We start from the raw sequence: 26,119 nt of genomic DNA on the forward strand, positions 1-26,119 counted from the left end.
GATCAGGCAACCATTATAGATTTATTTGCGTCTATATAAATACATACATCAAAAAACGAAATCATCAAATCATGAATATCAAAAAACTTACAGTAGTATCAACAATTCTTTTATCAAGCTTAGCTTTATCAGCACAAACTATTAGCTCTACGATAATTGACAAAAAAACCAACGAACCAATTCCTTATGCTACCATACAACTATCAGAGCATAAAGGAATCATTACTAATGAAGAAGGAAAATTTAGCATAGCTCTGGATGAGCAACTAAAACAAATAGATTCTATTTATATTTCTTCTATGGGATATCAAAAAATTGGTATTGCATTAAACACTATTACAGATAGCATCATCTATATTGAACCCAAAGCCATAGAATTAAGTGGTGTTTTTATTTCCAATAAGAACCTAAGCATTGATGAGATTATAGACAATGTAAAAGAGAGTGTAAATCAAAATTACAGTAAAGATTTATCTCATAAAAAACTTTTTTACCGACAGTCTGATTTTAGTGATCTTAATAGAATGAATATCAAATTCAAGAAATCAACTATAAAAGAATTTAACAAGAAGTTTATAGATAGTGTAATTTCTATAATTCCAAGAAAATCGGCTTATTACACAGAAGCATTATGTGATCTATACGGTAATTTTGACAAACAAAAGCTTAACATAATAAAAGGTGCAGAATTATATGACAAAAGCAATGATGGATCTATGGAAGCATTATCTGAAAAATTAGAAGATATTTTAAAGAAGAATGTAAAACCAAATTCTTATTTAAAAATTAAATCTGGATGGATATTAGGCACTAAAGTACAAATGGATTCTATTTTTGATGCTAACGAAGAAGCCGCCGAAGTAAAAAGTGAGGTAGAAAAACCTAATAAAAATCAAGAAAACTATTTTCTTAACTATAGAAAATCATCTCTAAAGGACCTTTTATCAAGCATGTTCTTCCAAGAAGACTCTAAATTAAACTTTATTGATAAATCCGGGCGATATAAATTTGAATTAATAGATTATACTACTATAGATGACAGCAGTGTATACATTATTAATTTTGAACCTAAGAGAGGTGCTGATTTTAAAGGAACTATCTATGTAAACACTCAAGATTTTGCAATTATGAGAGTTGATTATGAAAATGTAAAAAACCTAAAGAACTTCGGTTTACTTGGGATTAGCTTTCACGATACAATGTATAAAGGAAAAACAATCTTTACGAAAGGTGCTGATGGAAAATATAGCGTTCGATACATCGAAAAAACAAGAGGAAATGTTTTTGGTATTGACAGACCTCTTAAAATCATTGAAAAAAACAAATTCGTAAAAGGTAGACGAAAACAAAATGAACTATCTCTAGGGTTGGATATTGGCGCTGGTGAAATCAGCAAATATGAAGTAGTAATTTTTGATTCTCAACCAATTACTGAAGGTGAGTATCAAAGCAGTAAAGAAAACAAAAGTATCAAACCACAATACCTGTCCAAATACGATCCAGAATTTTGGAAAGGACATAACATTATTGAACCAAATACTGCTATTAAGCAATTCACTGCAATAGAAGGGGAATCATAGAGCAATTGGGACTAGATCGCGATTAAGAGTTCTAGTTAGTATTATTATAAATAAAAAGATTCTTATTAATTTTAAGTAATTCATCTCTTTTGTTGTTATAAATCAGTAAGTATATCGTCTTATTTTAAGAATATATTACCATAATAGTATAGTTTTTCGTCGTAACTATGTAATACATATGATGAAAACTATACTATTATCGTGTAATTTTACCAATCTACTGATCCTATGAAAATGAATAAGATTGTATTATTAACCCTTGGTATATGGATGATTGCCGTCTCGATAAAAGCTCAAACTATAAGCTCTAAGGTATTTGATAAGAAAACGAATCAGCCAATTCCCTATGCTACCATTCAGATTGGAGAAAATCAAGGCGTAGTTACAAATGAAGAAGGAAGTTTTAATATTACCTTAGACGAAATTCAATCAAAAATTGACTCTATCTATATTTCTTCAATGGGATATTCTACAGTAGGAGTTGCAGTACAAAATATTACCGATAGTATTATCTACATTGAACCAAAAGCAATAGAATTAAAAAGCGTTTTTATCTCCAATAAGGATCTGGACATTGATGATATTATTGATAATGTAGACGATAATATGGAAGATAATTATAGATCAGATCTTTCCAAAAACAGATTGTTTTTTAGAGAAACCAATACCAATTATATAAAAAAAATGGATATTGAGTTTAAAAAATCTACCATAGAAGAGATTGATGAAAAACTTGTCGATAGCATATCCAGAGTGATTCCTAGAAATTCCGTTTTTTATGCTGAAGCATTATGTGACTTTTATGGTAATACAGATAAACAAAAACTTAATGTAATTAAAGGAGCTAGATTATACGACAAAAACAACAACGGATCTATAGAAGGAGTCTTTAAGAAGATGGAGAAAATCTTTAAGGACAATGTAAAGCCTAATTCTTACATAAAGATAAGATCAGGACTCTTTAGCCAAAAAGTACAGGTAGACTCTATCCTAAAGGCTAATCAGGATGCCAAAGATATAGCAGATGGAATCGAAAACCCTAAGGAAAATTTCTTCTTCAAATCCAGAAAAATGAACCTTAAGAACCTCTTTAACGAAACATTTTATCAATCAGATACTAAATTGAATGTGATTAAAAATTCGGGTAGATATATTTTTGAACGAGTAGATTATACCATTTTAGGTGATGTTGGAGTATATGTGATCAAATTCACCCCTAAACGAAGAGGAGATTTTAAAGGAACCATCTATGTAAATACCGAAGATTTTGCAATTGTAAGAATCGATTATAAAAATGTTAAACGATTACGCAGTTTTAATTTATTAGGTGTTAGTTTTGAAGAAAATGGATATAGTGGTACCACTATTTTCAAGAAAGGTTCTGATGGCAAATATGGTGTAAAGTTTATCGAAAAAGTTACTGAAAACAAATTTGGAGTTGATAGGCCATTAAGCATCATTGAAAAAAACAAATATGTTAAAGGAAGGAACAAGCAAAATCAACTTTCGCTAAATCTCGATGTGATTAGTTATGCTAAAAATAAGTATGAAATAATTGTTTTTGATTCTAAAAGTATTACCGAAACTGAATATAGGAATAGTAAGGAAAATAAGAATGTACAATCTACTTATTTGTCTAAATATGATCCAAATTTCTGGAAAGGATATAACATTATAGAACCTAATACTGCAATCAAGCAATTTAAGGCGATAGAAGAAGCAATAGAAGATGAGTAAAATGTTATTCTATTAATTTTAATGTCTTTAACAGTGCTTCAAAATAAAAGTCTTCTTGTTCTGAAATAATCACAGTCTTATAAGCAGTATTTTTAAGAACATAATAAGATGAGGATTCTATATCCAGACCCTTTTGATGTGAATCTACAATTTCTTGAATGAAATCATTGATTAACAATACCTCATCATACGTAATCTCTCGTCTCAATGTTGGTTGATCACTTTTATACACTAAATAATCATCTCTAAAGCTAATAGATTTCTTTATACTACCGAATTCGTTAAACTCGAAAGTAAAATCCTGAGAAGCAAATATCTTATTAACATTTTCCACGCTAGGTTCTACATTACGAGCACATCCAATACTAATCAGATAACATATTATCAATAAAGCTTTTTTCATAAATCTATATTGTAATTCTAAAATACAAAAGAGTTTACTGTAAGACAATAAAAAAGGTATTGATCAGAACATCAATACCTTTATAGTTTTATATAAAACCAATTAACATTATTGGAATTATTATGTTATTTCGAAGCTAATCTTTTAATAGAATTTTCGAAATCTACATTTTCAAGATTACTTATCAGTAGTCCTATACCTCCAGATCTAGAAGCGACAATATATTCCGCTTGATATTTCTTTTCTAGTTTATATCCTTTTAGATATTTTAACTTTACAATTTTTGAGGTTGGAGTAAAGAAAAATCTTCCGTGGATTCTTTTATAACGAACTTCTTGGCTAAGTGCTTCGTCCTTTAGTTGTCTACTTAAAGCCTCTACCACTGTAGCAGCTCTATGCTCATCTAATTGAAAATAATCGCAAGCATAAATAAACACATAATTCTCCACATTTTTCTCATCAACAAAAAGTTGGAAATCAACATTTTTGTCCTCAATTTTTTTCAATTCCTCTAATGCAATCTTTTTAAATTTAGGGCTATCCTTAAGAGAATCCAGTCTAGTTTTAAATTGACCTGGACTTGTTTTTTCATACCCCTTCGTAAGCATTATTGTATTCTTACGAAATTCGATTGTGTTTTTTGAGAAACTTGAAAATTTGGTTTTCTGCTTACCTCCCTCGAAATATTGACATCCGGTCAGAAGGATTACAGTTAATAATAGTAGAATTTTTTTCATAGGGTTCTGGGTGTTAATTGGTTAAAAATTTATTACTAAGCCCCATAAGTGCGTGCAATATAATAAAAAAAACCTTATTATCAACACTTTATCCTAATTTTTATGCATTTTAACGAACTAAAATTTCAAAAATACCGGTTTTTAACTTCTTTTTCGTAGGATTACACCCACTCTATTGGATTCTTTAAAATTTCTAGTAACCGTGATTCTTCGGTACCTGATTCTGGTTGATGGTCATATTTCCATTGAACCTGCGGAGGTAAACTCATCAATATACTTTCAATTCTACCATTTGTTTTTAATCCAAAAAGTGTACCCTTATCGTGTACCAAATTAAACTCTACATATCGTCCACGTCGAATTTCTTGCCAATCTTTTTGAAGATCTGAATAGTCCATTTCTTTTCTTCTTTCCACAATAGGAATGTAGGCTTCCAAAAAGCTATTGCCTACTTCAGTAACAAAATTATACCAATTTTGCATAGTCATTTTCTCTGTTTTTTTACAATAATCAAAAAACAGACCTCCTACTCCACGACCTTCGTTTCTATGTGCATTATAAAAATACTCATCACATTTTTTCTTATACAAAGGATAAAATTCAGGATTGTGTTTATCACACGCTATTTTAGATACTTGATGAAAATGTTTCGCATCCTCATCAAACAAATAATAAGGAGTAAGATCTTGACCACCACCAAACCAACTATCTACAATAGGGCCATCAGAATCATACATTTCGAAATATCGCCAATTAGCGTGCACTGTTGGTACCATAGGGTTTTTCGGATGTAAAACTAAAGATAGTCCACAAGCAAAAAAATCTACATCACCGACATTAAAATAACTTTGCATCGCTTTAGGCAATTTCCCATGAACTCCAGAAATATTAACTCCTCCTTTTTCAAAAACTTCCCCATTTTCTATCACTCGTGTTCGACCTCCTCCTCCTTCTGGTCGTTTCCAAATATCCTCCTTAAATTGAGCATGGCCATCTATGTTTTCTATACCTGCAGTAATAGTATCTTGTAATTCTTGTATATATTGATAAAATTTTTCTTTCATCTCTTATGCTTCAATTTTAGAAACTTTTTGTTTAGTATCTACCCTGATAAGACCCTCTCTATCTAATATTTTAACTGTTTCTGAAGATGCAGCAACTACAGAGATTGGTAACGTTATTATAAATCCTATTATAGGTATAAATAGCATTAACATAAATACGATACCATTACCAATAGCCATCCCTCTATTCTTTCTAACAAATTCAATACTATCCTTATACTTAAAATGACGTTCCATAGTGTAATCTATATTACCAAAACCAACATAGTAAGCCTGTACCGCAAAGATTAATATAGTAGCCAATATTCCTATCACAGGAATAATACTCAGAATAAGTAATGGAATAATAAACAGTAATTCTCTAAATAAATTTCTAACATTGATACGAATACCTCTCATCAATTGCTGTCTAAACGAAGTATTTCTATGTTCATGATTAGCGTGTTTATCTCCTAAAAGATGTGCCTCTACTTTTTCTGAAACTGGGCTCATAAAAGGAGCGGATAACGCCATAACTATATGCTTATACAATACCAATCCTAACGCCAATATTAATAAAATACTAAAATATTTACTGATCACCGCAAATGTCTCTGAGCCCCAATCCCAAACCCAGGCTTTTGCTATCACACTTCCTAAAGGATCAGATAAAAACCAAGCTAAAGTCATAAATAGAATTCCCGTTAAAACACTAATAAGGATGGGAATAGCGAAGTATTTCCATAAACCTAATTTTGATATTAATGCAAAACCTCCAAAATACGCTTTGATACCGCTAATTATATTTTTGATCATAATATGATAATTTGATTAACTCCTAATAAGTAGTAGTTTTAACAGTTTTGTTTCAAAATTCTTGTATATTTTCTAATGTTATTACTCTAAGAGATATACTAAATCATTAGAAAAACGGACTGTATCTTCAATTTTTATTACCAATTTGGCTTGCGTTACTTTGTCTTCTATAAAAGCAATTACTTCGGGTTCTATAACATCTTTAAGTTCTTTAAAATATTCTCTCCCTAATTGATTGTTATGTAAATCCATTGCTTTAGGAATATCTTCATTAGGCGCTAATTTCTCATGTAATGTAGTCACCTTATCCGACCATGTAATAGCCTTAATTTCATCTTTAGAAATATCAAATACTTTCTGACAAATCAACACATTCCATATTGCATGTCTAAATGCATTTGCTTTTCCATTTTTATGATGGCTTTTTCCATATAAAGAATCGCATATAACTAATGTTCTTTTAGTAGCTCTCAATGTCGGGAATATATACCGTGGCTTTTTAAACATCAAGCCCGCAATCTTAAATAATTGCCAGAAATTAAACTTCCTAATCAGGCTTCTAATTTTCATTTTTTACCTGATACTCTTTTACCGCATCTACAAAAGCTCTGGCATTTTCTACAGGAATATTAGGCAAAATCCCATGCCCTAAATTTGCTATATATCGATCTTTACCAAATTCGTCAATCATTTGTTTTACCATCTTTTTTATGTCTGATGGAGGAGACAATAATCGAGACGGATCAAAATTTCCTTGTAATGTTATATTTCCTCCGGTGAGGTATCTAGCATTTCTTGCCGAACAAGTCCAATCTACTCCAAGTGCTGCAGCTCCAGAATTTGCCATTTCGTTTAATGCGAACCAACAACCTTTACCAAATACAATTACTTCTGTTTCATCTTTTAGCGCATCTACAATCTGCTGAATATATTTCCAAGAAAACTCTTGATAATCTACAGGAGAGAGCATTCCTCCCCAACTATCAAATACCTGAACAGCATTTACTCCAGTCGCTACTTTTTTCTTTAAATATGCAATTGTAGTATCTGTAATCTTTTGTAACAACTGATGTGCAGCTTTTGGTTGTGTAAAACAAAAAGCTTTTGCTTTATCAAAATTCTTAGAACCTTGTCCTTGCACCGCATAACACAATATAGTCCAGGGTGATCCTGCAAAGCCAATAAGAGGGACTCTATTATCGAGTTTTTCTTTTGTCAAAGAGATCGCATCCATAACATATCCAAGTTCTTCATCAATGTTAGGAACGATCACCTGATCTACATCTGCTTGAGATCGAATTGGATTTGGCAACCAAGGACCTATACCATCTTTCATCTCCACCTCGATATTCATAGCCTGTGGAATTACAAGAATGTCACTAAATAAAATTGCCGCATCAGGCCCAATAATATCGATAGGTTGTACCGTAATTTCCGATGCCAATTCTGGTGTTCTACATCTTGTAAAGAAATCATACTTCTTCTTTAACGCCATGAATTCTGGTAAATATCTTCCTGCTTGACGCATCATCCAAACTGGAGGTCGATCTACAGTTTCTCCTTTTAAAGCTTTAAGAAATAAATCGTTTTTTATCATATCCGTTTATAAAAGTATTTTACCGCTTGAACAAGAACATTCTCTACGGTTGGTTTGTTAGCAACAATACTATTTTTAGTATATTTTCTAGCTTCAGAAGCTGTTGTATTTCCTATGCAGAAAGCTACGCTTTCCTCCATTGAATTATTCATCATATAACTTTGCACTCCAGATGGACTAAAAAATAATATCCCATCAAACATACGATCGAACTTCTTAGATTTCATACTTGTTTTGTACACTATTATCTCCTCTAATTCAATAGTATTATTCTTTAATATTAAAGGTAATTCTTCTCTCCTCATATTTCCACAAAAAAAACAGAACTGTTCATTTTTATAGTTTTTTACTATAATTTCAGCTAAATCCGAAGCATTTTGGGCAATTTCGATCACTTTTAGTCCATTCTCCTCCAAAAGTTTTTTAGTATTCTCCCCTACACAAAAGCAATTTTCTATGCTATATTCTGATGTAAGAACTGCTCTTACTGCATTTTTGCTAGTAAATATTGCGTTTCGGATTTTTGGATTATTATCAATTTCCAACAATTCAATTTCTATAGCGTCATATTCTACGTATCCAATACCTGAATTTAGCAATAATTCTTTTTGAGATAAAGAGAGTTTTCTTGTGGATAATATGGAGGCGCTAGCATTCAATTATTTTAGATCTGCTTTAATTTTCTTCATTAATTCTTTTCCTCCCTTACTCAAGACTTCCTGAGCACAACTCTTTCCAAAATTCTTGATATCCTTTAATCCAATGGTTTTGGATATTTCGATTTTATCTTTCCCATCCAAGCTAAATAAAACTCCAGTAAAATGAACTTGATCCTCTTTTATTTTTGCCAGAGCTCCAATAGGAGCAGTACAACCTCCTTCTAATTCTCTTAAAAATTCTCTTTCAATACGTACACACGTATTAGAATCGATATGATCAAGATTAGAAAGCGCTTCTAAACAATACGTGTCTTCTTCTTTTGCCACAACCAACATAGCACCTTGAGCCGGAGCAGGAACCATCCAATCAAGATCTAGATAATCCTTCGGTTTTAGATTAATTCTTTCTAATCCGGCGGCTGCAAAAATAGCTCCGTTCCAATCATTATTTTGTAATTTTTGCATTCTAGTATTTACATTACCTCTTAAATCAACTACGGAGTGCTCAGGATATTTATGTAACCACTGAGCTTGTCTTCTTAAACTACCAGTTGCTATAATTCCTTGGGTTTGTAAAAAATCAAGTCCTTTATGTATCAAAATATCTTGTACATTGGCTCTTTCCAAAACAGCTGCTTCTACAATTCCTTTTGGTAATGCAGTGGGAACATCTTTCATGGAGTGAACAGCGATATCAATATCATTGTTAATCATAGCAATATCAAGAGTCTTAGTAAAAATCCCTATTATTCCTAATTCATACAGTGGCTTGTCCAAAACAATATCTCCTGTAGATTTTACAGGCACTAAAGTTGTAGAATATCCAAGGTTATTTAACTTGTCTTGTACAGTATGAGCTTGCCACAGTGCTAACTCGCTATCTCTTGTACCAATACGGATTGTCTTATTTTGCACTACTTATTGTGTATTTGAAATACTTTCTGAATCAGTTCTATACTTTCATCAGAAGAGGTGTTTTCATCTTTAAGATGGCTAGCGAAGTGATTTGTAATTTTTTGAATAATACGATCACTAATAATCGTAGCTTGTTCTTCATTAAAATCAGATATCTTTTTACGTTGCAAATTAATTTCTGCATCCTTAAAAGAAGCTAATTTATTTTTTAATGCCTTTATTGTTGGAGCAAATTTTCTAGTCTCTAACCAACTATCAAATTCCGACTTAACTTCATCAATAATACCTTCTGCTTTAGGAATATGGACTCTTCTTCGTTGCAATGTATCATCTGTAATTTTAGACAAATGGTCCATATGGACTAAAGTAACATTTGGTAATTCTGTGACATTGGTATCCACATTTTTTGGAACAGACAAATCCAAAATAAGTAATGGCTTATCCGTACTAATACTATCTTTGGTAATTGTAGGTTTTTGACCCCCAGTAGCCACAATTAATACATCAGAATGATCAACTTCTTGTTTAAGATTATCATAATCTTTAACTATCAGGTTAAATTTTCCTGCTACTTTTTCAGCCTTATCTCGAGTACGATTAATTAAAACAATATGATCATTTTTAGTATGCTTTACTAGATTTTCGCAAGTATTCCTTCCTATTTTTCCAGTACCAAATAACAATATATTTTTATCAGATACATAAGGAACACGTGCCAAAATGTATTGAACCGCAGCAAAACTAACCGATGTTGCACCGCTAGAAATCTCAGTTTCATTTTTGATACGTTTACTAGCTTGGATAACCGCATTTGTCAATCGTTCTAAAAACGGATTGATCATTTGAATTTTCTTAGAAGCTCGAAAACCGGCTTTTATTTGTCCTATAATTTCGAAATCACCCAAAATCTGACTATCCAACCCAGTTCCTACTCTAAATAAATGCGAAACTGCCTTGCTGTTTTTATGAACATATGCAACTTTCTCGAATTCCTCCACAGTCCCGTGCGTATGCTCACATAAAAGTTTAATCAATTGAAACGGGTGTTGCGCAAAACCGTATAGTTCAGTACGATTACAAGTAGACATTACTAATAATCCTTCTACTCCTTCTTCCTTCGCCTGATTTAGAATTGATGTCTTTGCTTCCTCATTTATACTAAAATGACCACGTATCTCAGCATCAGCTTTTTTATAGCTGAGACCAATTGTATAAAAATTAGCTCCTTTCGTACGTAGGTGAGGTTCCATTGGGTTGTCTCAATTTTTCCGTAGCAAAAATATCCTACATCTGGTTTAAAAAATAACGCTAGAAGTTTTTTAAGTATCGAAAAGCGTTGTTTACACCTTCAAAAACACAAAATCAGGTAAAAACACCTATTTTTGTAGAAGTACCAAAGATTGTTAATAGAATTGTTTAGATTTATTCTAAATAAATATTTTTGTAAACATGGAAATACAACTAAAAAATAACGCTCCAGGAATTCTTGAAGAAACCATTATAGAAGACGGTTTCTATATTCTAAAGTTTCAAAATGAAACAAATGATAATCAACGAATTATACGAGATATCAATAGTAGCTACATCCAGTTTCATTTCTGTGTAAAAGGTAGTATGAAGTTTAATTTTAACAACGGAAGTTACGCAATACCCCTACCAGAAAAAAAATCCCTTCTACTTTATAATCCTCAGCGAGACCTTCCAATGAATCTAGAAATGGAAAAAGATTCTTGTCTGGTATCTCTTTTAATTTCTATCAAAAAATTTCATTCATTGTTTTCAAAAGAAGCAGATTACATTCCTTTTCTAGGAGAAGGAAATCGAGATAAAAAATATTATACTGATGCAGATATTTCTCCTTCTATGATGGTGGTGTTAAACCAAATATTGAATTATAATTTACACAACTCTATTAAATTATTATACTTTAAAGGTAAATCCTATGAATTGTTAAGTTTATACTTTAATAAACCGGAAGATGCTGATATAGACCAATGTCCTTTTCTAGTCGATGAAGAAAATGTTCTTAAAATTAAGCAAGCGAAAGAAATCATTATTTCCAGAATGGCGGAACCTCCTACTCTTCAAGAATTATCAAAAGAAATAGGTTTACCACTAAGTAAACTCAAAGATGGTTTTAAACAGATCTATGGAGAACCTGTATATGCTTTTTTATTTGATTACAAAATGGAAGTTGCTCGACAACTATTAGCCTCTGGAGGTCACAATGTGAACGAAGTAGGATTAAAAGTAGGGTATAGTACTGCAAGCCATTTTATAGCTGCTTTTAAAAAGAAATTTGGAACTACACCTAAAAAATACGTTATGAATCTTAGCTAATTTATTGGTCTAAAGGTTCTTTAACAGGAATTCCTTCTCCTTTCTGTAAAGAAACTATCGAGTCATACATTCCCCTATCATCCTCATCTGTATCTCCTAACACGGATACAAATTCGAAATGTTCTAATAATTCTAGGATAAAAGGCAATTTATCATTTTCTACGTCTACAATAATACGTTTCATTTCAATGCTTTTTTGATCTTATAAAAATAAGAAAATATTATCTGGGACTTCCTAGTTTATAATATTTTAACTTGTAAATAAAATTATTAAGAGACTAAAAACACAGGTTACATTCACATTATTTTGATATTTTATTTAATCACTTTGTATACAATAATACTATAAATAAGTCTTATTATAATTTTATGATCTATCCATGGAATAGTTTGTATTTTTACCTCTCGAAAAAGAAAAACTATGAGTAAAGGAGTACTTCTTGTCAATTTAGGATCCCCTGATAGTACAGATCCAAAAGATGTAAAGAAATATCTTGGTGAATTTTTAATGGATCCACGAGTTATCGATGTCCCACTATGGGCCCGAACTTTATTAGTTAAAGGAATTATCCTAAATACTCGTCCAAAAAAATCTGCTGCAGCTTATAAAAAAATATGGTGGGATGAAGGTTCTCCACTAATTGTTCTTTCCGAAAGGCTACAGAAAAAAGTAGCTGAACGAACTTCTGTTCCAGTTGGATTAGCAATGAGATATGGTTCTTTAAGTATAAAAAAAGGATTGCAAGAATTACACGATAAAGGAGTTAGTGAAGTTTTAATTATTCCATTATATCCGCAATTTGCAATGGCAACTACCGAAACTATTTTGGTACTTGCAGAAGAACTACGAAAAGAACATTTTCCAAACATGAAATTTACAGATATTCCTGCATTCTATAATAAGGAGGAATATATACAGGTATTGTCCAATAGTATTGCTGAAAAAATTAAAGATTTAGATTATGAACATCTTTTATTTAGCTATCACGGAGTACCTGAAAGACACATTAGAAAAAGTGATGTTAGTAATGGAAATTGTAAAATGGATGGGAAATGTTGCTTTAAAAAAGGATCTGTACAACATGAATTTTGTTATCGTCATCAATGTGAGATAACAACTGTACAAGTAGCTAAAAAGTTAGGCCTTAAAAATGGAACCTATTCTACTTCATTTCAATCTAGATTAGGATTCGATCCCTGGTTACAACCTTATACCGATAGGACTATTGAAAGAATGGGTAAAGAAGGAATCAAAAAAATGGCTATTGTTACACCAGCATTCGTATCTGATTGTCTAGAAACACTTGAAGAAATAGCCATGGAAGGAGAAGAAATTTTTCATGAAGTTGGTGGAAAAGAGTTTACTACGATTCCTTGTCTTAATGATCGTGATGATTGGTCTGATATATTAGGTAATTGGGTAAATAATTGGGTTGAAGCTAAAACCCCTGTTCTGAAATGACAAAAATAAGTTCTGAAACTTTAGGAACACAACCCATTGGCAAACTTTTAATCCAACAGGCTGTTCCAGCTTCTATAGGAATATTAGTCATGTCTTTAAACATGATTGTTGATACTGCTTTCTTAGGAAATTGGATTGGTGGATTAGCAATTTCAGCCGTACAGGTTGTACTTCCATTCACCTTTTTTATTGGAGCTATTGGTCTAGCGATAGGTATTGGAGGTAGTTCTGTTTTATCAAGAGCCTTAGGTTCTGGTGATCACGATAAAGCATTAAGAGTTTTTGGAAATCAGACAACACTTACTTTTCTAATTTCTGGTTCACTAGCATTAGTGGGCTTATTATTTCAAGATTTTTTTATTGGTTTTCTAGGAGCTGAAGATTCTTTTAAAGAGTATGCCTTAGTTTACTATAAAATCGTTCTTTATGGTATTGTGATGTTATCTATGGCAATGATGGGTAACAATGTAATACGCGCAGAAGGCAAACCAAAATTTGCAATGGTTGCAATGATATTGCCAGCCATTGGAAATATTTTTCTAGACTACCTACTAATCAATGTAATGGGGTATGGAATGGAAGGAGCTGCTTGGGCAACCTTTATTAGTTATGCTATTTGCTTTGGGTTTATTCTATGGTTTTTTATTGTCAAAAGTGAACTACAATTAAATCTCGAATGCATAAAACTAAAAAAGAAAATTGTTAATGAAATAAGCGGTTTAAGCTTTGTTACTTTAGCAAGACAAGGAACCATTGCTGTATTAGGAATATTATTAAATAATGTTCTTGGTAATTATGGTGATGAACTGGATATCGCTTCTTATGGAATTATAAGAACAGTACTTATGTTTGCTTTATTTCCTGTAATTGGTGTTAATCAAGGGTTTATGCCGATCGCTGGATATAATTATGGTGCAGAAAAATTTCAAAGAGTACGAGAATCTATTAATACTTCTATCACTTATGGCGGGATACTAGCGATTTTAATATTTATTATCATCATGGTTTTTCCTCAAGAATTTATTTCCATTTTCGTAAGTACCAAAGAATCATTGGATCCGGAAACACTGGCTGATAATAGAGAAATTCTGAAACGAACACCTTCGGCGTTACGTATTGTATTTCTTGCAACTCCTGTAATCATAGTGCAACTTATAGGATCTGCATATTTTCAATCTATAGGAAAAGTAATACCCGCATTATTACTAAGTTTAACAAAACAAGGTTTCTTTTTAATTCCACTTATCCTATTATTACCTCCTTTTTTAGGAGTTTTAGGAGTTTGGATTGCTTTTCCGATTGCTGATGTACTCTCTACAATTCTTACTGGATATTATTTAAATAGAGAAGTAAGAAAAACATTAGCGCTTCCAAAAACTGCCTAGTTCGCTTTCTTTGGAAATATACCTCAGAAACAGAGTAATCGAATCAACTAAGGTTAAAATTACGTGAAAATCTTTCTCAATAGCCATTTATTCCAGATTTTAGTGGACCATCAAATCTACTAACTATGAATTTTACGTGCTACGGCGTAATCTCTAAACTCAACTAAATGTACTCAAGAATTTTTAAACTTACTCTGGTTGCCATTCTTTTGATTGGCAATTTTTCATCATTAAAAGCACAAACATATAACGAGGAGCTATACGATGCACTTGAATATCGATTAGTTGGTCCCTTTAGAGGTGGAAGAAGTGCTGCTGTAACAGGTGTTCCTGGAAAACCTAATCTTTTCTACTTTGGAGCTACCGGTGGTGGGGTTTGGAAAACAACTGATGGTGGACGTACTTGGGAAAACATTTCTGATGGGTTCTTTGGTGGATCGGTTGGTTCTATTTCCGTTTCTAAAAGTGATCCAAATGTAATTTATGTTGGTGGTGGTGAAAAAACACTTCGAGGTAATGTGTCTTCTGGTTATGGAGTTTGGAAAAGTATTGATGCAGGAAAAACTTGGGTGCAATCTGGTTTGCCAAAAAGTAGGCATATACCAAGAATTGCCATACATCCTACCAACCCTGATATTGTATATGCTGGAGTTTTAGGAAACATATATAAACCTACTCAAGATCGCGGTGTTTACAAAAGTATTGATGGTGGAAAAAACTGGAATAAAGTGTTATTTGCTAATCAGGATGCCGGAGCAGTTGATCTTACATTAGATCCGAATAACCCGAGAATTTTATACGCTTCTACCTGGAATGCCAGAAGAACACCATATAGTTTAAGCTCTGGTGGAAATGGTTCTGCTCTATGGAAAAGTTCTGACAGTGGAAAAACCTGGAAAGAAATCTCAAAGAACAAAGGTTTTGCAAAAGATACATTAGGAATTATGGGAATAACTGTTTCTCCTGTTGATAGTGAAAGAGTTTGGGCGATTGTGGAGAACAAAGAAAAAGGTGGTGTTTATCGAAGTGATGATGGAGGAGAAACTTGGAATCTCTTAAATAGTGATCGTAGTCTTCGTCAACGTGCCTGGTATTACACTCGTATCTATGCGGATCCAAGTGATAAAGATGTTCTGTACGTAGTAAATGTATCTTATCATAAAAGTAAGGATGGCGGGAAAAACTTTAGTAGCTTCAGAGCACCACATGGAGATCATCATGATCTTTGGATTGCTCCAGAAAATCCAAAACGTATGATTATGGGCGATGATGGAGGCGCACAAATTACCTATGATGGTGGAGAAACCTGGAGTACTTATCACAATCAACCTACTTCTCAATTCTATCGTGTAACCACAGATAATAGTTTCCCTTATAGAATTTATGCTGCGCAACAAGATAATTCTACTATTAGAATCAATCACAGAAGTACTGGATGGTCTATATCCGAAGATGACTGGGAATCTACTGCTGGAGGAGAATCAGCACATATTGCGATAGATCCTAAAAATAATGACATCGTATATGGAGGTAGTTATGATGGTTTTTTAACTAGAGTAAATCACAAGACAGAAACTGTGAGGTCAATTAGCGTTTGGCCCGATAATCCAATGGGACATGGTGCTGAAGACATGAAGTATCGTTTTCAATGGAATTTCCCTATTATGTTTTCAAAACATAACCCTAATAAACTATATACCTTTTCCAATCAAGTTCATGTAACTGAAAACGAAGGTCAAAGTTGGGAGATAATTAGCCCAGATCTAACTCGAAATGATCCTAACAAGTTAAAATCTTCAGGAGGTCCAATCACTCAGGATAATACTTCTGTAGAATATTACTGTACAATTTTTGCTGCTGCAGAAAGCCCTATAAAAGAAGGATTACTATGGACAGGAAGTGATGATGGACTGGTTCATGTAAGTCAGGATGGCGGAAAAAACTGGAACAACGTAACTCCTAAAGGCATGCCGGAATGGATGATGATTAATAGCATAGAGCCAAGTAGTTTTGATGAGGGTACTTGCTATATAGCAGGAACTCGTTATAAGTCTGGTGATTTTGCTCCCTATTTATACAAAACTACTAATTATGGCCAGTCTTGGACAAAAATAACCTCAGGAATAAACAATGAGCATTTTACTCGTGTGCTTCGTGCTGATCCTAAACGAAAAGGGTTACTATATGCTGGTACCGAAACAGGAATGTATATTTCGTTTGACGATGGTTCTAATTGGAAAGCTTTTCAATTAAACCTTCCGATTGTACCTATTACTGATCTAACTATTAAAGAAAATAATTTAGTAGTAGCGACTCAAGGGAGAAGTCTTTGGATCATTGATGATCTTACTGTATTGCATCAACTTAATAGTGATTCCAAAACCAAAGAAAATATTCTCTTTAAACCCAAAGACACATATAGAATGCGCGGTGGTGGCAGAAAAGGTTCTAAAACTGAAGGAACTAATCATCCAAGCGGAGTGATTACTTATTTTAACCTTAAAAACTTTGACAAGAAAAAAGATACTATATCACTTACCTATTTTAATACAAAAGGTGACACTATTAAGTCTTTTAGCACTAAAGCAAAAGAGAAAAAAGACAAGTTAAATGATCTAAAAAAAGGAGCTAACCAATTTAACTGGAATATGCGAGGTGATGGTGCAGAAAAATTAAAAGGAATGATATTATGGTGGGCAAATCTTGATGGTCCAAAGGCAGTGCCCGGTACTTACAAGGTTAGTTTAAATGTAAACGGAAAAGAAGTTTCTCAACCGTTTACTATACTTGCTGATCCACGAGCAGAAGCTACTTTACAACAAATGCATCAACAATTTGATTTTATTACTAGTGTAAATAAAACAGTAGATCAAGCGCATCAATCCATCAAAAAAATCAAAAAAATAAATACACAATTAAAATCTTTTTCAACGCAATATAAAGACAATGAAAAAACAAAAGATTTAGTTACTAAAGCTAAAGATCTTCAGAAAAAATTTGGTGAAATTGAAAAGGCATTATATCAAACTAAAAATCGAAGCGGTCAGGATCCCTTGAACTTCCCGATAAAATTAACCAATAAGTTAGGACATTTAAATTCTTTAGTCGGAATGGGAGATTTTGGACCTACAACACAAGACATCGCTGTAAAAAATCAATTAACCAAACAGATCGATGATCAACTAAATTCCTTTAATAAATTAATTTCTGAAGAAATAAAAAGCTTTAACTCAGAATTCAATACCTTGCAACTTAATTATCTTTTCGTAGAAGAATAAATGCAAGAATACTATAACTATATAAAAGCTCTGCACCTGATCTTTGTTATTACATGGTTTGCAGGGCTTTTTTATATCCCTCGGTTATTTATTTATCAGATCGAAGCCTTTCAAAAACCTTCTCCTGATAGAGAAATATTAGGCGATCAACTTAAGCTAATGGCTAAGCGACTTTGGTATATTATTACATGGCCCTCAGCGATATTAGCAACAACATTTGCTATTTGTTTATTAATTTTAAGACCAGGAATATTAAATGATTCATGGATGCACGTGAAATTAGGCTTTGTAGTACTTCTTTTCGTATACCACCTTAAAAGTCATCAGATATTCAAGCAGCTTCAGGAAGGGATCATTAAATGGACTTCTAACCAAATGAGATTATGGAATGAAGGAGCAACTATCATCCTTTTCGCAGTTATATTTCTAGTAATAATAAGAGATGCTGTTAATTGGATTTATGGAGTAATTGGTATTCTATTATTAGCTGTTTTATTAATGATGGGAATAAAGTTTTATAAAAGAATCAGGGATAAAAATCCAAATGCATAGTTGAGCTTTTTTTCAAAAACATACACATCTAAAAGTAACGAGCTTATAACTATTAGACAAGCAATCTCTGATGATGCTCCTGCTTTATTAAAACTTAAACTTCAATATCTAAAAGGTACTCTAACCCTACCCTTATTCGAAAGCGAATATCCTAATGACATCGATCAAGAGAGAGATTTAATAGAAAGATTTCAATCCGAGAAAAATAGTATTATCCTAGTAGCTTTATGCGAAAATGTGATGATTGGAAATATAGATCTAACCGGTAGCTGGCGAAAAAAAATGGAACATACCGGAATGATTGGAATGGGAATACACACAGAGTGGCAAAATCAAGGAATTGGAACTTTATTACTTCAAAATATAATAGACTGGGCAAAACAAAATGAAATTTTGAAAACAGTATGGTTAGAAGTATACAAAAATAACTATCCTGGAATTGCTTTGTATAAAAAAATAGAGTTTATACAATCAGGGATTATTCCTAATTTCTTCTTAGAAAAAGAAACATATATTGATAAAATTATTATGTATAGAGAAGTATAATTACCCAAAAGCACCTAGATAGTGTCTAAAATGGTTCACAAGACCTTCACCTCACTACTTTTATGTATCTTCGTGTAATTTTTTAATCGAGTACTGATATAAGCATATGATCAAATCAATGACAGGTTTTGGGAAGTCTATCCTTCAACTTCCTACAAAGAAAATTACCATTGAGGTAAAATCTTTAAACAGCAAAAATTTAGACCTAAACGCTAGAATTCCTTCTCAATATCGTGAAAAAGAGCTGGAAATGCGTAAAACCATTGCTAAAACCCTAGAAAGAGGGAAAGTGGACTTTAGTTTATATGTAGAAGTAACTGGAGAAGAAAACTCTACTAAAATCAATGAATCTATAGTAAAAGATTACATGAAACAACTAGGCTCTATCTCTCTTTATGCGAAGCAAGAAGAATTAGAGTTGATAAAAATGGCAGTTCGAATGCCAGATGCTTTAAAAACAGAACGTGCAGAAGTTGATAAAAAAGAATTTGAAGCTATAAAAGGAGGTTTATCTGATGCTCTTAAAGCTATAGAAAACTATAGGCTTGACGAAGGAAAAGCTTTAGAAAAGGATTTTATTACGCGCGTTAAAAACATCGGGGATTTACTTGAAAAAGTAATTGCAATTGATCCAGAGCGTATCGAAGTAGTTAGAGAACGTTTACACAAAGCAGTCTCTGAATTAAAGGAACAAGTTGACGAAAATCGTTTTGAACAAGAATTGGTGTATTATTTAGAAAAATTTGATATCACAGAAGAAAAAGTAAGACTTGCCAACCATTTAGAATACTTTACTACCACTATAAATACTAAAGATTCTAACGGTAAAAAATTAGGATTCATTACACAAGAAATTGGTCGAGAGATTAATACTATTGGAAGTAAATCTAATTATGCTCCAATGCAACAACTGGTAGTTCAGATGAAAGATGAATTAGAAAAGATAAAAGAACAGTTGCTGAATATTTTATAACGATTTACAACAATATTTTATAAAAAAGTGGATTTACATAATCCTTTACCCTTACGGTAAAATTTATATAGATGAAACAAGGAAAACTTATAGTGTTGTCTGCACCTTCAGGCAGTGGAAAAACTACTTTAGTTAAATATTTATTACATAAAGAGGAGCTGAATTTAGATTTCTCAATATCTGCTGCTTCTAGAGAACCTCGTGGTGGAGAAATACACGGAAAAGATTATTATTTTCTTTCTTTAAGAGAGTTTAAAGACAAAATCAAAGCCGATGAATTTCTGGAATGGGAAGAAGTATACCGTGATAATTTTTATGGTACTCTAAAAAAAGAGGTGCAACGTATCTGGGATAAGGGAAAGCATGTGATTTTTGACATTGATGTTGTTGGAGGATTGGACATCAAGAGAATCTACCCTGATCGTACACTAGCTATTTTTGTAAAACCACCAAGTATTGAAGAATTAAAAATTCGTTTAAAGAAACGTAAAACCGAATCTGAGGATAAAATTAATATGCGTGTTGCTAAAGCTTCTACAGAATTAGCAACCGCTCCACAGTTTGATGCGATCATTACCAATGACGATCTTGAAAAAGCAAAAGCAGAGGTGCTACAACTTGTGAAAAAATTTATTTTAGGGTAAATAAAAGTTTCCAATGAAAAAGATAGGCTTATACTTCGGAACATTTAATCCCATTCATATAGGTCACCTAGCGATTGCTAATCATATGGCGGAATATTCTGATCTTGATGAAATTTGGATGATGGTAACACCTCATAATCCTTTTAAAAAGAAAAGCTCATTATTAGATAATAATCATCGATTAGAAATGGTATATCGAGCTACAGAATCATATCCTAAACTAAAACCAAGTGATATTGAGTTTAAGCTACCTCAGCCCAACTATACGGTTCATACGTTAGCACATCTACAGGAGAAGTACGAGAATCATCAATTTAATCTTATTATGGGAGAGGATAATCTTAAAAGCTTTCATAAATGGAAGAACTATGAGGTGATTTTAGAAAACCATAATGTTTATGTATATCCTCGAATTTCTGAAGGCATAACAGAGCATCAATTTAATAATCACGCAAAGATTCAAAGAGTTAATGCTCCTATAATGGAAATATCTTCCACCTTTATAAGAAAAGCTATTACTGAAGATAAAAATATCAGACCATTACTACCCAAAGAGGTATGGGAATATATTGATGAAATGAATTTCTATAGATAACCTAAAAAATTCTTGTGTAAATTAAGGACTATGGAAAATTGGTGTTTCCCTATATCAGGAAAAGGATTTCCATTAGTTGATATATTATAACCGTAAAATACATTGAGATCACCAAAAATACCTAAACCTACCTTTGGAGTGATCACAAAATCATTCATATCAAAATTAGTTTGATATTTTGCTTCTACACCAAGGCTTAATAAAGGAATCATATTGATTTCATATCCTATTTTTACCCCATAAACATCCTTAGCCTTAATAGGAGACCATTCTATAGCAACATAATAATTATTAGAAAAAAAGCCTACATCACTATAAGTGCAGGTATGTCTCGACAATCCAATTTCCGAATAAAAAGAATTCTGAATACCTGCACCAACTCGTGGCGAAAATCGCTTATAAGTGCTTGAATAAGGGTTTCCCCTATATTCTATATTTCCAATAGTATCGAGGGATTTTGAATTTATCCTTGATTTATCTTGACCGGAAATAAATGAAATAAAGAACAAAGTAATTACAATTAAGAAAAAACCTTTTCTTTTCATACTACCTTATTTCCCAGGGAAATCAGCTTTTCTTTTTTCTAAAAATGCCGTAGTTCCTTCTTTAAAATCTTTAGTTCCAAAACAACTACCGAACTCTTTTATTTCTGTTTCAAAACCATTAACGCCATCTTCATAAGCCGCGTTAACTGAATTAATTGCAGCACCAATAGCCACAGATGAGTTTCGCATAATTTTACTTGCTAATTTTTCCGCAAGTGGTAATAGTTCTTCTTGAGAAACAACATGATTTACAAGACCATAATTTAATGCTTGGTTCGCATCAACCATACCTGCAGTCATAATCATTTCCATAGCTCTTCCTTTTCCGACCAATTGCGGTAAGCGTTGGGTTCCTCCATATCCTGGTATTACGCCCAATGATACTTCTGGTAATCCCATTTTAGCATTATCACTTGCAATTCTGAAATGTGCGGACATAGCTAATTCTAGTCCCCCACCAAGTGCAAATCCATTTACCGCCGCGATTACTGGTGTCGATAGATTAGCAACAAAATCAAAAAGCAACTCCTGTCCTTTTGCCGCCAACTGTCCTCCTTGATCAATAGAGAAATTAGCAAACTCACTAATATCAGCACCTGCAACAAAAGCCTTTTCTCCGCTTCCGGTTATAATAATTACTTTAGTTTTAATATTTTTATTTGCCTCATCAAATGCATCATGTAATTCCTGAATAGTTTCTTTATTAAGCGCATTTAATTTTGATGGACGATTGATCGTAATTGTTGTTATACCACCATTATGAGATGTGAGAACGTTATTATACATTGTATTAATTGTTTGTTTGTTATTTTAAATCTCTTTCGAAGTATAAATAGAAATACATTCCTATACCAAAATCTTCAACATCGGTGGATACTAATCTCCATCCATCTTTAGCATAAAGATCTAATTTTTCTTGAATGTCCTTTGAAGAAGATTTTAAGATATGTTCCTTATCTAATGTAAGTTTAGAATAGTAAATCAAAGATTCTAATTTATACTCTTTCATAGTTTTTCTATTTATGTGCAAATTATAGTTTTGGAAACTTCACTTTAAAAACTGTTCCCTTTCCTTCTTGAGATGTAAAGGTAATGCTTCCGCTATACGTTTCCACAATATTTTTAACCATACCTAACCCTAATCCCATACCACTACTCTTAGTTGTAAACTTTGGTTCGAATATCTTCTTTTTGTTTTCTTCATTTATTCCTACTCCATTATCTGCAACCGTTATAACAACATCTTCTTTTTCTGTAAATACATTCACCATAATCTTAGGCGTATGATCTTCTGATATTGCTTGTATCGCATTTTTAACCAAGTTAGTTACCACTCTTATTAATTGTGTTCTATCGAACTTAGCAATAATCTCCTCTTTTTCTGAAGGAAAAACTATATAATCTTCATTAAAAATGTCCAATGCTAACCCAACAATTTTTACAACATCTAATGTTTCACTTTTCTGCGCAGGCATTTGAGCAAAATTAGAAAATGCAGAAGCTATTGAACTCATAGTATCAATTTGTTGGATCAATGTATCGCTATATTCCTTTACTTTTTTCTCTATAGTTGGATCATTAGGGTCAAACTTACGTTCAAAACTTTGAACAGTCAATCTCATCGGAGTAAGCGGGTTTTTAATTTCATGCGCTACCTGCTTAGCCATTTCTCTCCAAGCAGCTTCTCGCTCACTTTTAGCCAACATTGCTGCACTTTCTTCTAACTCATCAATCATACTATTGTAGGCATTTACCAGCGAATAAATCTCATCACTAGAATCACCTATTCTGATTCTCTTATTACGCTTATCTAAACGTGTTTGATCAATAGTATCAGAGATTGTTTTAAGAGATCGCGTTATATATTTTGACAAAAAATATGCGAGAACAATTGCAATCAAAAGCATCAAAAGATATACTTGCCCTAACCTTGTTAGAGATTCCCATAATTCTCTAGAAAAGAAATTGTCATCTTCTAAATACGGCAAATTAAGGATCGCCAATGGCTTTGATTTATAATCCTTTATGTAAGTATAAGAGGACAAAAAGTGTTCTCCGTTTTTCTCCGAAACCCCTAGATATCTCTTCTCATAGCCACTACCCAATGTATCTATAATTTGCTGACTTAATTGTCTGTCTACCGTATCATTGACAAAGGTTTCTTCAGATTTAACTAATAATTCACCAGATAAACTATAAATATTAATTGGCAATGTATGTTCTTGGGATATCTGATTGATCTTCTTTTTTTCCTTAAAAATCAAAGTTACATTTTCTTCTATCACAGGATAAGTAGTGCTGCCTAATGCATTATTAATAGCTATTTTGATTCGCTCTTCCTTCCTTTCTAATCGCTCACGATGGTATTCTTCTGCTTCTTCTTTATATTGATACACGGTAATCGCCGCAACCAACACAGAAGCCAACAGAACTAATACAGTCATAGAAATAAAAATCCTCGTTCTAAGAGAGAGTTTGGTAAGCGTCATACTATTCTTTGAAACGTAAATATAACAAATATCACACCAAAAAAACTTTAAAACAAACCGAGATTACAACCTAGCTACCTTATGTTTTATAGGATGTAATTGACTAAATTTACTTAGCTTTGATACTATGGACAATGAGCCTTTACTTTCTGTCAAAAACCTAAATGTTTCTTTTTCTTCAGAAAAGAAAGAAATACAGGTCTTATATGATATTTCATTTGATATTAAACCTGATGAAATATTAGGAGTTGTTGGAGAATCTGGTAGTGGTAAATCCGTGACTTCCTTGGCTGTTATGGGATTACTTCCACAAAAAACGGCAAAGGTTTCTGGAGAGGTTTTTTATAACAATAATTCTTTACTTGATTTTGATGATAAAAAATTACGTTCGATACGAGGCAACGAAATTGCAATGATTTTTCAAGAACCTATGAGTTCATTAAATCCTTCTATGAAATGTGGCAAACAAGTAATAGAAATCTTAAAGCAACATACTAAATTAAGCAAATCTGAGGCTAAGGAAGAAGTCCTGTCTTTGTTTGAAAAAGTGAAACTTCCTGATGGAGTTCGTGCATATAATGCTTACCCTCATGAATTGAGTGGTGGCCAAAAACAACGTATAATGATTGCCATGGCAATTGCTTGTAAACCTAAACTACTTATTGCCGATGAACCTACTACTGCATTAGATGTCACAGTACAAAAAGAAATCATTAGTTTACTCAAAGATCTTCAGAAAGAATATAAGATGAGTATTCTCTTTATCTCTCACGATTTATCGTTGGTTTCTGAAATTGCGGATAACGTATTAGTTGTCTATAAAGGAAAAATGGTGGAACAAAATACCACTTCCGAAATCTTTAATAATCCCCAAAAAGAATACACCAAAGCATTAATTTACGCAAGACCATCCTTAGATATTAGATATAAAAGGTTACCAACCATAGAAGATTATCTAAAAGATCAAAAAAAAGAAAGACAACTTATTACCAAAGCGAATAGAGAAGATCATCACAAAGAATTATATGCCACTACACCATTACTAGAAGTAAAAAATGTAGAGAAAACCTTTTTCTCTAAAGTTGGTTGGTTTGGCAAAAAAGAGTTCAAAGCAGTTGATGGAGTAAGCTTTACCCTATATGAAGGTGAAACACTTGGTCTTGTTGGGGAATCAGGATGCGGGAAATCTACTTTAGGAAATACCATTCTTCAATTAGATAAAGCTGATCAAGGAGAAATCTTATATAAAGGTCAGGATCTAACAGAACTTTCTTCTTCTTCAATAAGAGTTTTAAGAAAAGACATTCAATTAATATTCCAAGATCCATTTGCATCATTAAATCCTCGTATGACCATAGGCAAGGCAATAATGGAACCCATGAAAGCTCATAAATTATACGCCAATGATGCAGAGCGTAAAGAAAAAACAATTAGTCTCTTAAAGCGAGTTGGTTTAGACCCTTCATATTTTAATAGATATCCTCACGAGTTTAGTGGTGGGCAGCGTCAAAGGATTGGTATTGCCAGAACCATAGCGCTCCAACCAAAGCTAATCATCTGCGATGAATCTGTAAGTGCTCTTGACATATCCGTTCAAGCTCAAGTTCTTAATTTATTGAACGAATTAAAGGAAAAATTTGGTTTTACATACCTATTTATATCTCATGATCTTGCTGTGGTAAAATATATGTCAGACCAATTATTAGTTATGAATCAAGGTAAAATTGAAGAACAGGGTGATGCAGATACCATCTATGCAAACCCTAAAAAGGAATATACAAAAAAACTAATCAATGCCATACCGAAAGGTATTTGAAGTAATT

Annotated in this window: 26 protein-coding genes; 12 read left to right on the top strand and 14 right to left on the bottom strand. The window is 32.5% G+C overall.

Annotation, left to right across the window (positions count from 1 at the left end):
• The first annotated feature begins 71 nt into the window (after positions 1–71).
• Positions 72–1,580 (top strand): carboxypeptidase-like regulatory domain-containing protein, encoded by a 1,509-nt coding sequence (locus BMY33_RS04865; protein WP_091406278.1) that lies wholly within the window; start codon positions 72–74, stop codon positions 1,578–1,580.
• A 234-nt stretch (positions 1,581–1,814) separates the two neighbouring features.
• The gene (locus BMY33_RS04870; RefSeq protein ID WP_244542980.1) at positions 1,815–3,317 is read left to right on the top strand and encodes a carboxypeptidase-like regulatory domain-containing protein; all 1,503 of its coding nucleotides are present in this window, start codon (positions 1,815–1,817) and stop codon (positions 3,315–3,317) included.
• A gap of 4 nt (positions 3,318–3,321) precedes the next feature.
• On the opposite strand, the gene BMY33_RS04875 is transcribed toward BMY33_RS04870, so the two are convergent.
• The 9 genes from BMY33_RS04875 to hemA all read right to left on the bottom strand — a co-directional run bounded on the left by BMY33_RS04875 (position 3,322) and on the right by hemA (position 10,737).
• Positions 3,322–3,720: a hypothetical protein gene (locus BMY33_RS04875; protein ID WP_091406281.1), complete on the bottom strand. Its 399-nt coding sequence runs from the start codon at positions 3,718–3,720 to the stop codon at positions 3,322–3,324.
• A gap of 125 nt (positions 3,721–3,845) precedes the next feature.
• A complete protein-coding gene (locus BMY33_RS04880) occupies positions 3,846–4,457 on the bottom strand; it encodes a hypothetical protein (RefSeq protein ID WP_091406283.1) in 612 nt (203 codons plus the stop codon).
• Between the two features lie 161 nt (positions 4,458–4,618).
• Positions 4,619–5,521, bottom strand: a complete 903-nt coding sequence (gene hemF / locus BMY33_RS04885; protein WP_091406284.1) for an oxygen-dependent coproporphyrinogen oxidase — start codon at positions 5,519–5,521, stop codon at positions 4,619–4,621.
• Positions 5,522–5,524: 3 nt separating this feature from the next.
• The gene (locus BMY33_RS04890; protein WP_091406286.1) at positions 5,525–6,316 is read right to left on the bottom strand and encodes an EI24 domain-containing protein; all 792 of its coding nucleotides are present in this window, start codon (positions 6,314–6,316) and stop codon (positions 5,525–5,527) included.
• An 81-nt stretch (positions 6,317–6,397) separates the two neighbouring features.
• Positions 6,398–6,886 carry a DUF6973 domain-containing protein gene (locus BMY33_RS04895; protein ID WP_091406288.1) on the bottom strand — a complete coding sequence of 163 codons (489 nt, stop codon included), beginning with the start codon at positions 6,884–6,886 and terminating at the stop codon, positions 6,398–6,400.
• Positions 6,876–7,913 (bottom strand): uroporphyrinogen decarboxylase, encoded by a 1,038-nt coding sequence (gene hemE / locus BMY33_RS04900; protein ID WP_091406290.1) that lies wholly within the window; start codon positions 7,911–7,913, stop codon positions 6,876–6,878. The genes BMY33_RS04895 and hemE overlap by 11 nt, the downstream gene beginning before the upstream one ends.
• Positions 7,910–8,572 carry a uroporphyrinogen-III synthase gene (locus tag BMY33_RS04905; protein ID WP_091406292.1) on the bottom strand — a complete coding sequence of 221 codons (663 nt, stop codon included), beginning with the start codon at positions 8,570–8,572 and terminating at the stop codon, positions 7,910–7,912. Before BMY33_RS04905 ends, hemE begins: the two co-directional genes overlap by 4 nt.
• Positions 8,573–9,487 carry a hydroxymethylbilane synthase gene (hemC, locus tag BMY33_RS04910; RefSeq protein ID WP_091406294.1) on the bottom strand — a complete coding sequence of 305 codons (915 nt, stop codon included), beginning with the start codon at positions 9,485–9,487 and terminating at the stop codon, positions 8,573–8,575.
• A complete protein-coding gene (gene hemA, locus BMY33_RS04915; RefSeq protein WP_091406296.1) occupies positions 9,487–10,737 on the bottom strand; it encodes a glutamyl-tRNA reductase in 1,251 nt (416 codons plus the stop codon). Before hemA ends, hemC begins: the two co-directional genes overlap by 1 nt.
• Before the next feature lie 199 nt (positions 10,738–10,936).
• Between hemA and BMY33_RS04920 the strand changes: the two genes are divergently transcribed.
• Positions 10,937–11,827 carry an AraC family transcriptional regulator gene (locus BMY33_RS04920; protein WP_091406297.1) on the top strand — a complete coding sequence of 297 codons (891 nt, stop codon included), beginning with the start codon at positions 10,937–10,939 and terminating at the stop codon, positions 11,825–11,827.
• Between the two features lies 1 nt (position 11,828).
• Here the strand turns inward: BMY33_RS04920 and BMY33_RS04925 are convergent, their stop codons facing one another.
• Positions 11,829–12,011, bottom strand: coding sequence for a hypothetical protein (locus BMY33_RS04925; RefSeq protein ID WP_091406300.1), 183 nt, complete (start codon positions 12,009–12,011; stop codon positions 11,829–11,831).
• Positions 12,012–12,248: 237 nt separating this feature from the next.
• Between BMY33_RS04925 and hemH the strand changes: the two genes are divergently transcribed.
• The 8 genes from hemH (at position 12,249) to nadD (ending at position 21,262) form a co-directional block, all read left to right on the top strand.
• Positions 12,249–13,289, top strand: coding sequence for a ferrochelatase (gene hemH, locus BMY33_RS04930; RefSeq protein WP_091406301.1), 1,041 nt, complete (start codon positions 12,249–12,251; stop codon positions 13,287–13,289).
• Positions 13,286–14,674 carry an MATE family efflux transporter gene (locus tag BMY33_RS04935; RefSeq protein WP_091406303.1) on the top strand — a complete coding sequence of 463 codons (1,389 nt, stop codon included), beginning with the start codon at positions 13,286–13,288 and terminating at the stop codon, positions 14,672–14,674. Before hemH ends, BMY33_RS04935 begins: the two co-directional genes overlap by 4 nt.
• 167 nt (positions 14,675–14,841) lie before the next feature.
• On the top strand, positions 14,842–17,952 hold the full coding sequence (locus BMY33_RS04940) for a VPS10 domain-containing protein (RefSeq protein ID WP_091406304.1): 3,111 nt from the start codon (positions 14,842–14,844) through the stop codon (positions 17,950–17,952).
• Positions 17,953–18,504, top strand: coding sequence for a CopD family protein (locus BMY33_RS04945; protein WP_091406306.1), 552 nt, complete (start codon positions 17,953–17,955; stop codon positions 18,502–18,504).
• The gene (locus BMY33_RS04950; RefSeq protein ID WP_091406309.1) at positions 18,505–19,050 is read left to right on the top strand and encodes a GNAT family N-acetyltransferase; all 546 of its coding nucleotides are present in this window, start codon (positions 18,505–18,507) and stop codon (positions 19,048–19,050) included. It abuts the gene before it with no gap.
• A 106-nt stretch (positions 19,051–19,156) separates the two neighbouring features.
• Entirely contained in the window at positions 19,157–20,023 is an 867-nt protein-coding gene (locus tag BMY33_RS04955; RefSeq protein ID WP_091406311.1) for a YicC/YloC family endoribonuclease, read from the top strand.
• Positions 20,024–20,094: 71 nt separating this feature from the next.
• Positions 20,095–20,667: a guanylate kinase gene (gmk, locus tag BMY33_RS04960; RefSeq protein ID WP_091406312.1), complete on the top strand. Its 573-nt coding sequence runs from the start codon at positions 20,095–20,097 to the stop codon at positions 20,665–20,667.
• A gap of 13 nt (positions 20,668–20,680) precedes the next feature.
• The gene (nadD, locus tag BMY33_RS04965) at positions 20,681–21,262 is read left to right on the top strand and encodes a nicotinate (nicotinamide) nucleotide adenylyltransferase (protein WP_091406314.1); all 582 of its coding nucleotides are present in this window, start codon (positions 20,681–20,683) and stop codon (positions 21,260–21,262) included.
• On the opposite strand, the gene BMY33_RS04970 is transcribed toward nadD, so the two are convergent.
• From BMY33_RS04970 to BMY33_RS04985, 4 genes are read right to left on the bottom strand one after another with little or no spacing between them, the layout of a single operon-like run.
• Positions 21,253–21,807, bottom strand: a complete 555-nt coding sequence (locus BMY33_RS04970; protein WP_091406316.1) for a hypothetical protein — start codon at positions 21,805–21,807, stop codon at positions 21,253–21,255. The genes nadD and BMY33_RS04970 overlap by 10 nt on opposite strands.
• Positions 21,808–21,813: 6 nt before the next feature.
• Positions 21,814–22,593: an enoyl-CoA hydratase/isomerase family protein gene (locus tag BMY33_RS04975; RefSeq protein ID WP_091406318.1), complete on the bottom strand. Its 780-nt coding sequence runs from the start codon at positions 22,591–22,593 to the stop codon at positions 21,814–21,816.
• Positions 22,594–22,612: 19 nt separating this feature from the next.
• Positions 22,613–22,816: a DUF4177 domain-containing protein gene (locus BMY33_RS04980; protein ID WP_091406319.1), complete on the bottom strand. Its 204-nt coding sequence runs from the start codon at positions 22,814–22,816 to the stop codon at positions 22,613–22,615.
• 22 nt (positions 22,817–22,838) lie between these two features.
• Positions 22,839–24,296, bottom strand: coding sequence for a sensor histidine kinase (locus BMY33_RS04985; RefSeq protein WP_091406321.1), 1,458 nt, complete (start codon positions 24,294–24,296; stop codon positions 22,839–22,841).
• A 127-nt stretch (positions 24,297–24,423) separates the two neighbouring features.
• On the opposite strand from BMY33_RS04985, the gene BMY33_RS04990 reads away from it, so the two are divergent.
• The gene (locus BMY33_RS04990) at positions 24,424–26,112 is read left to right on the top strand and encodes an ABC transporter ATP-binding protein (RefSeq protein ID WP_091406322.1); all 1,689 of its coding nucleotides are present in this window, start codon (positions 24,424–24,426) and stop codon (positions 26,110–26,112) included.
• The last annotated feature ends 7 nt before the right edge of the window (positions 26,113–26,119 follow it).

Source organism: Aquimarina amphilecti (assembly GCF_900109375.1).
GTDB lineage: Bacteria > Bacteroidota > Bacteroidia > Flavobacteriales > Flavobacteriaceae > Aquimarina > Aquimarina amphilecti.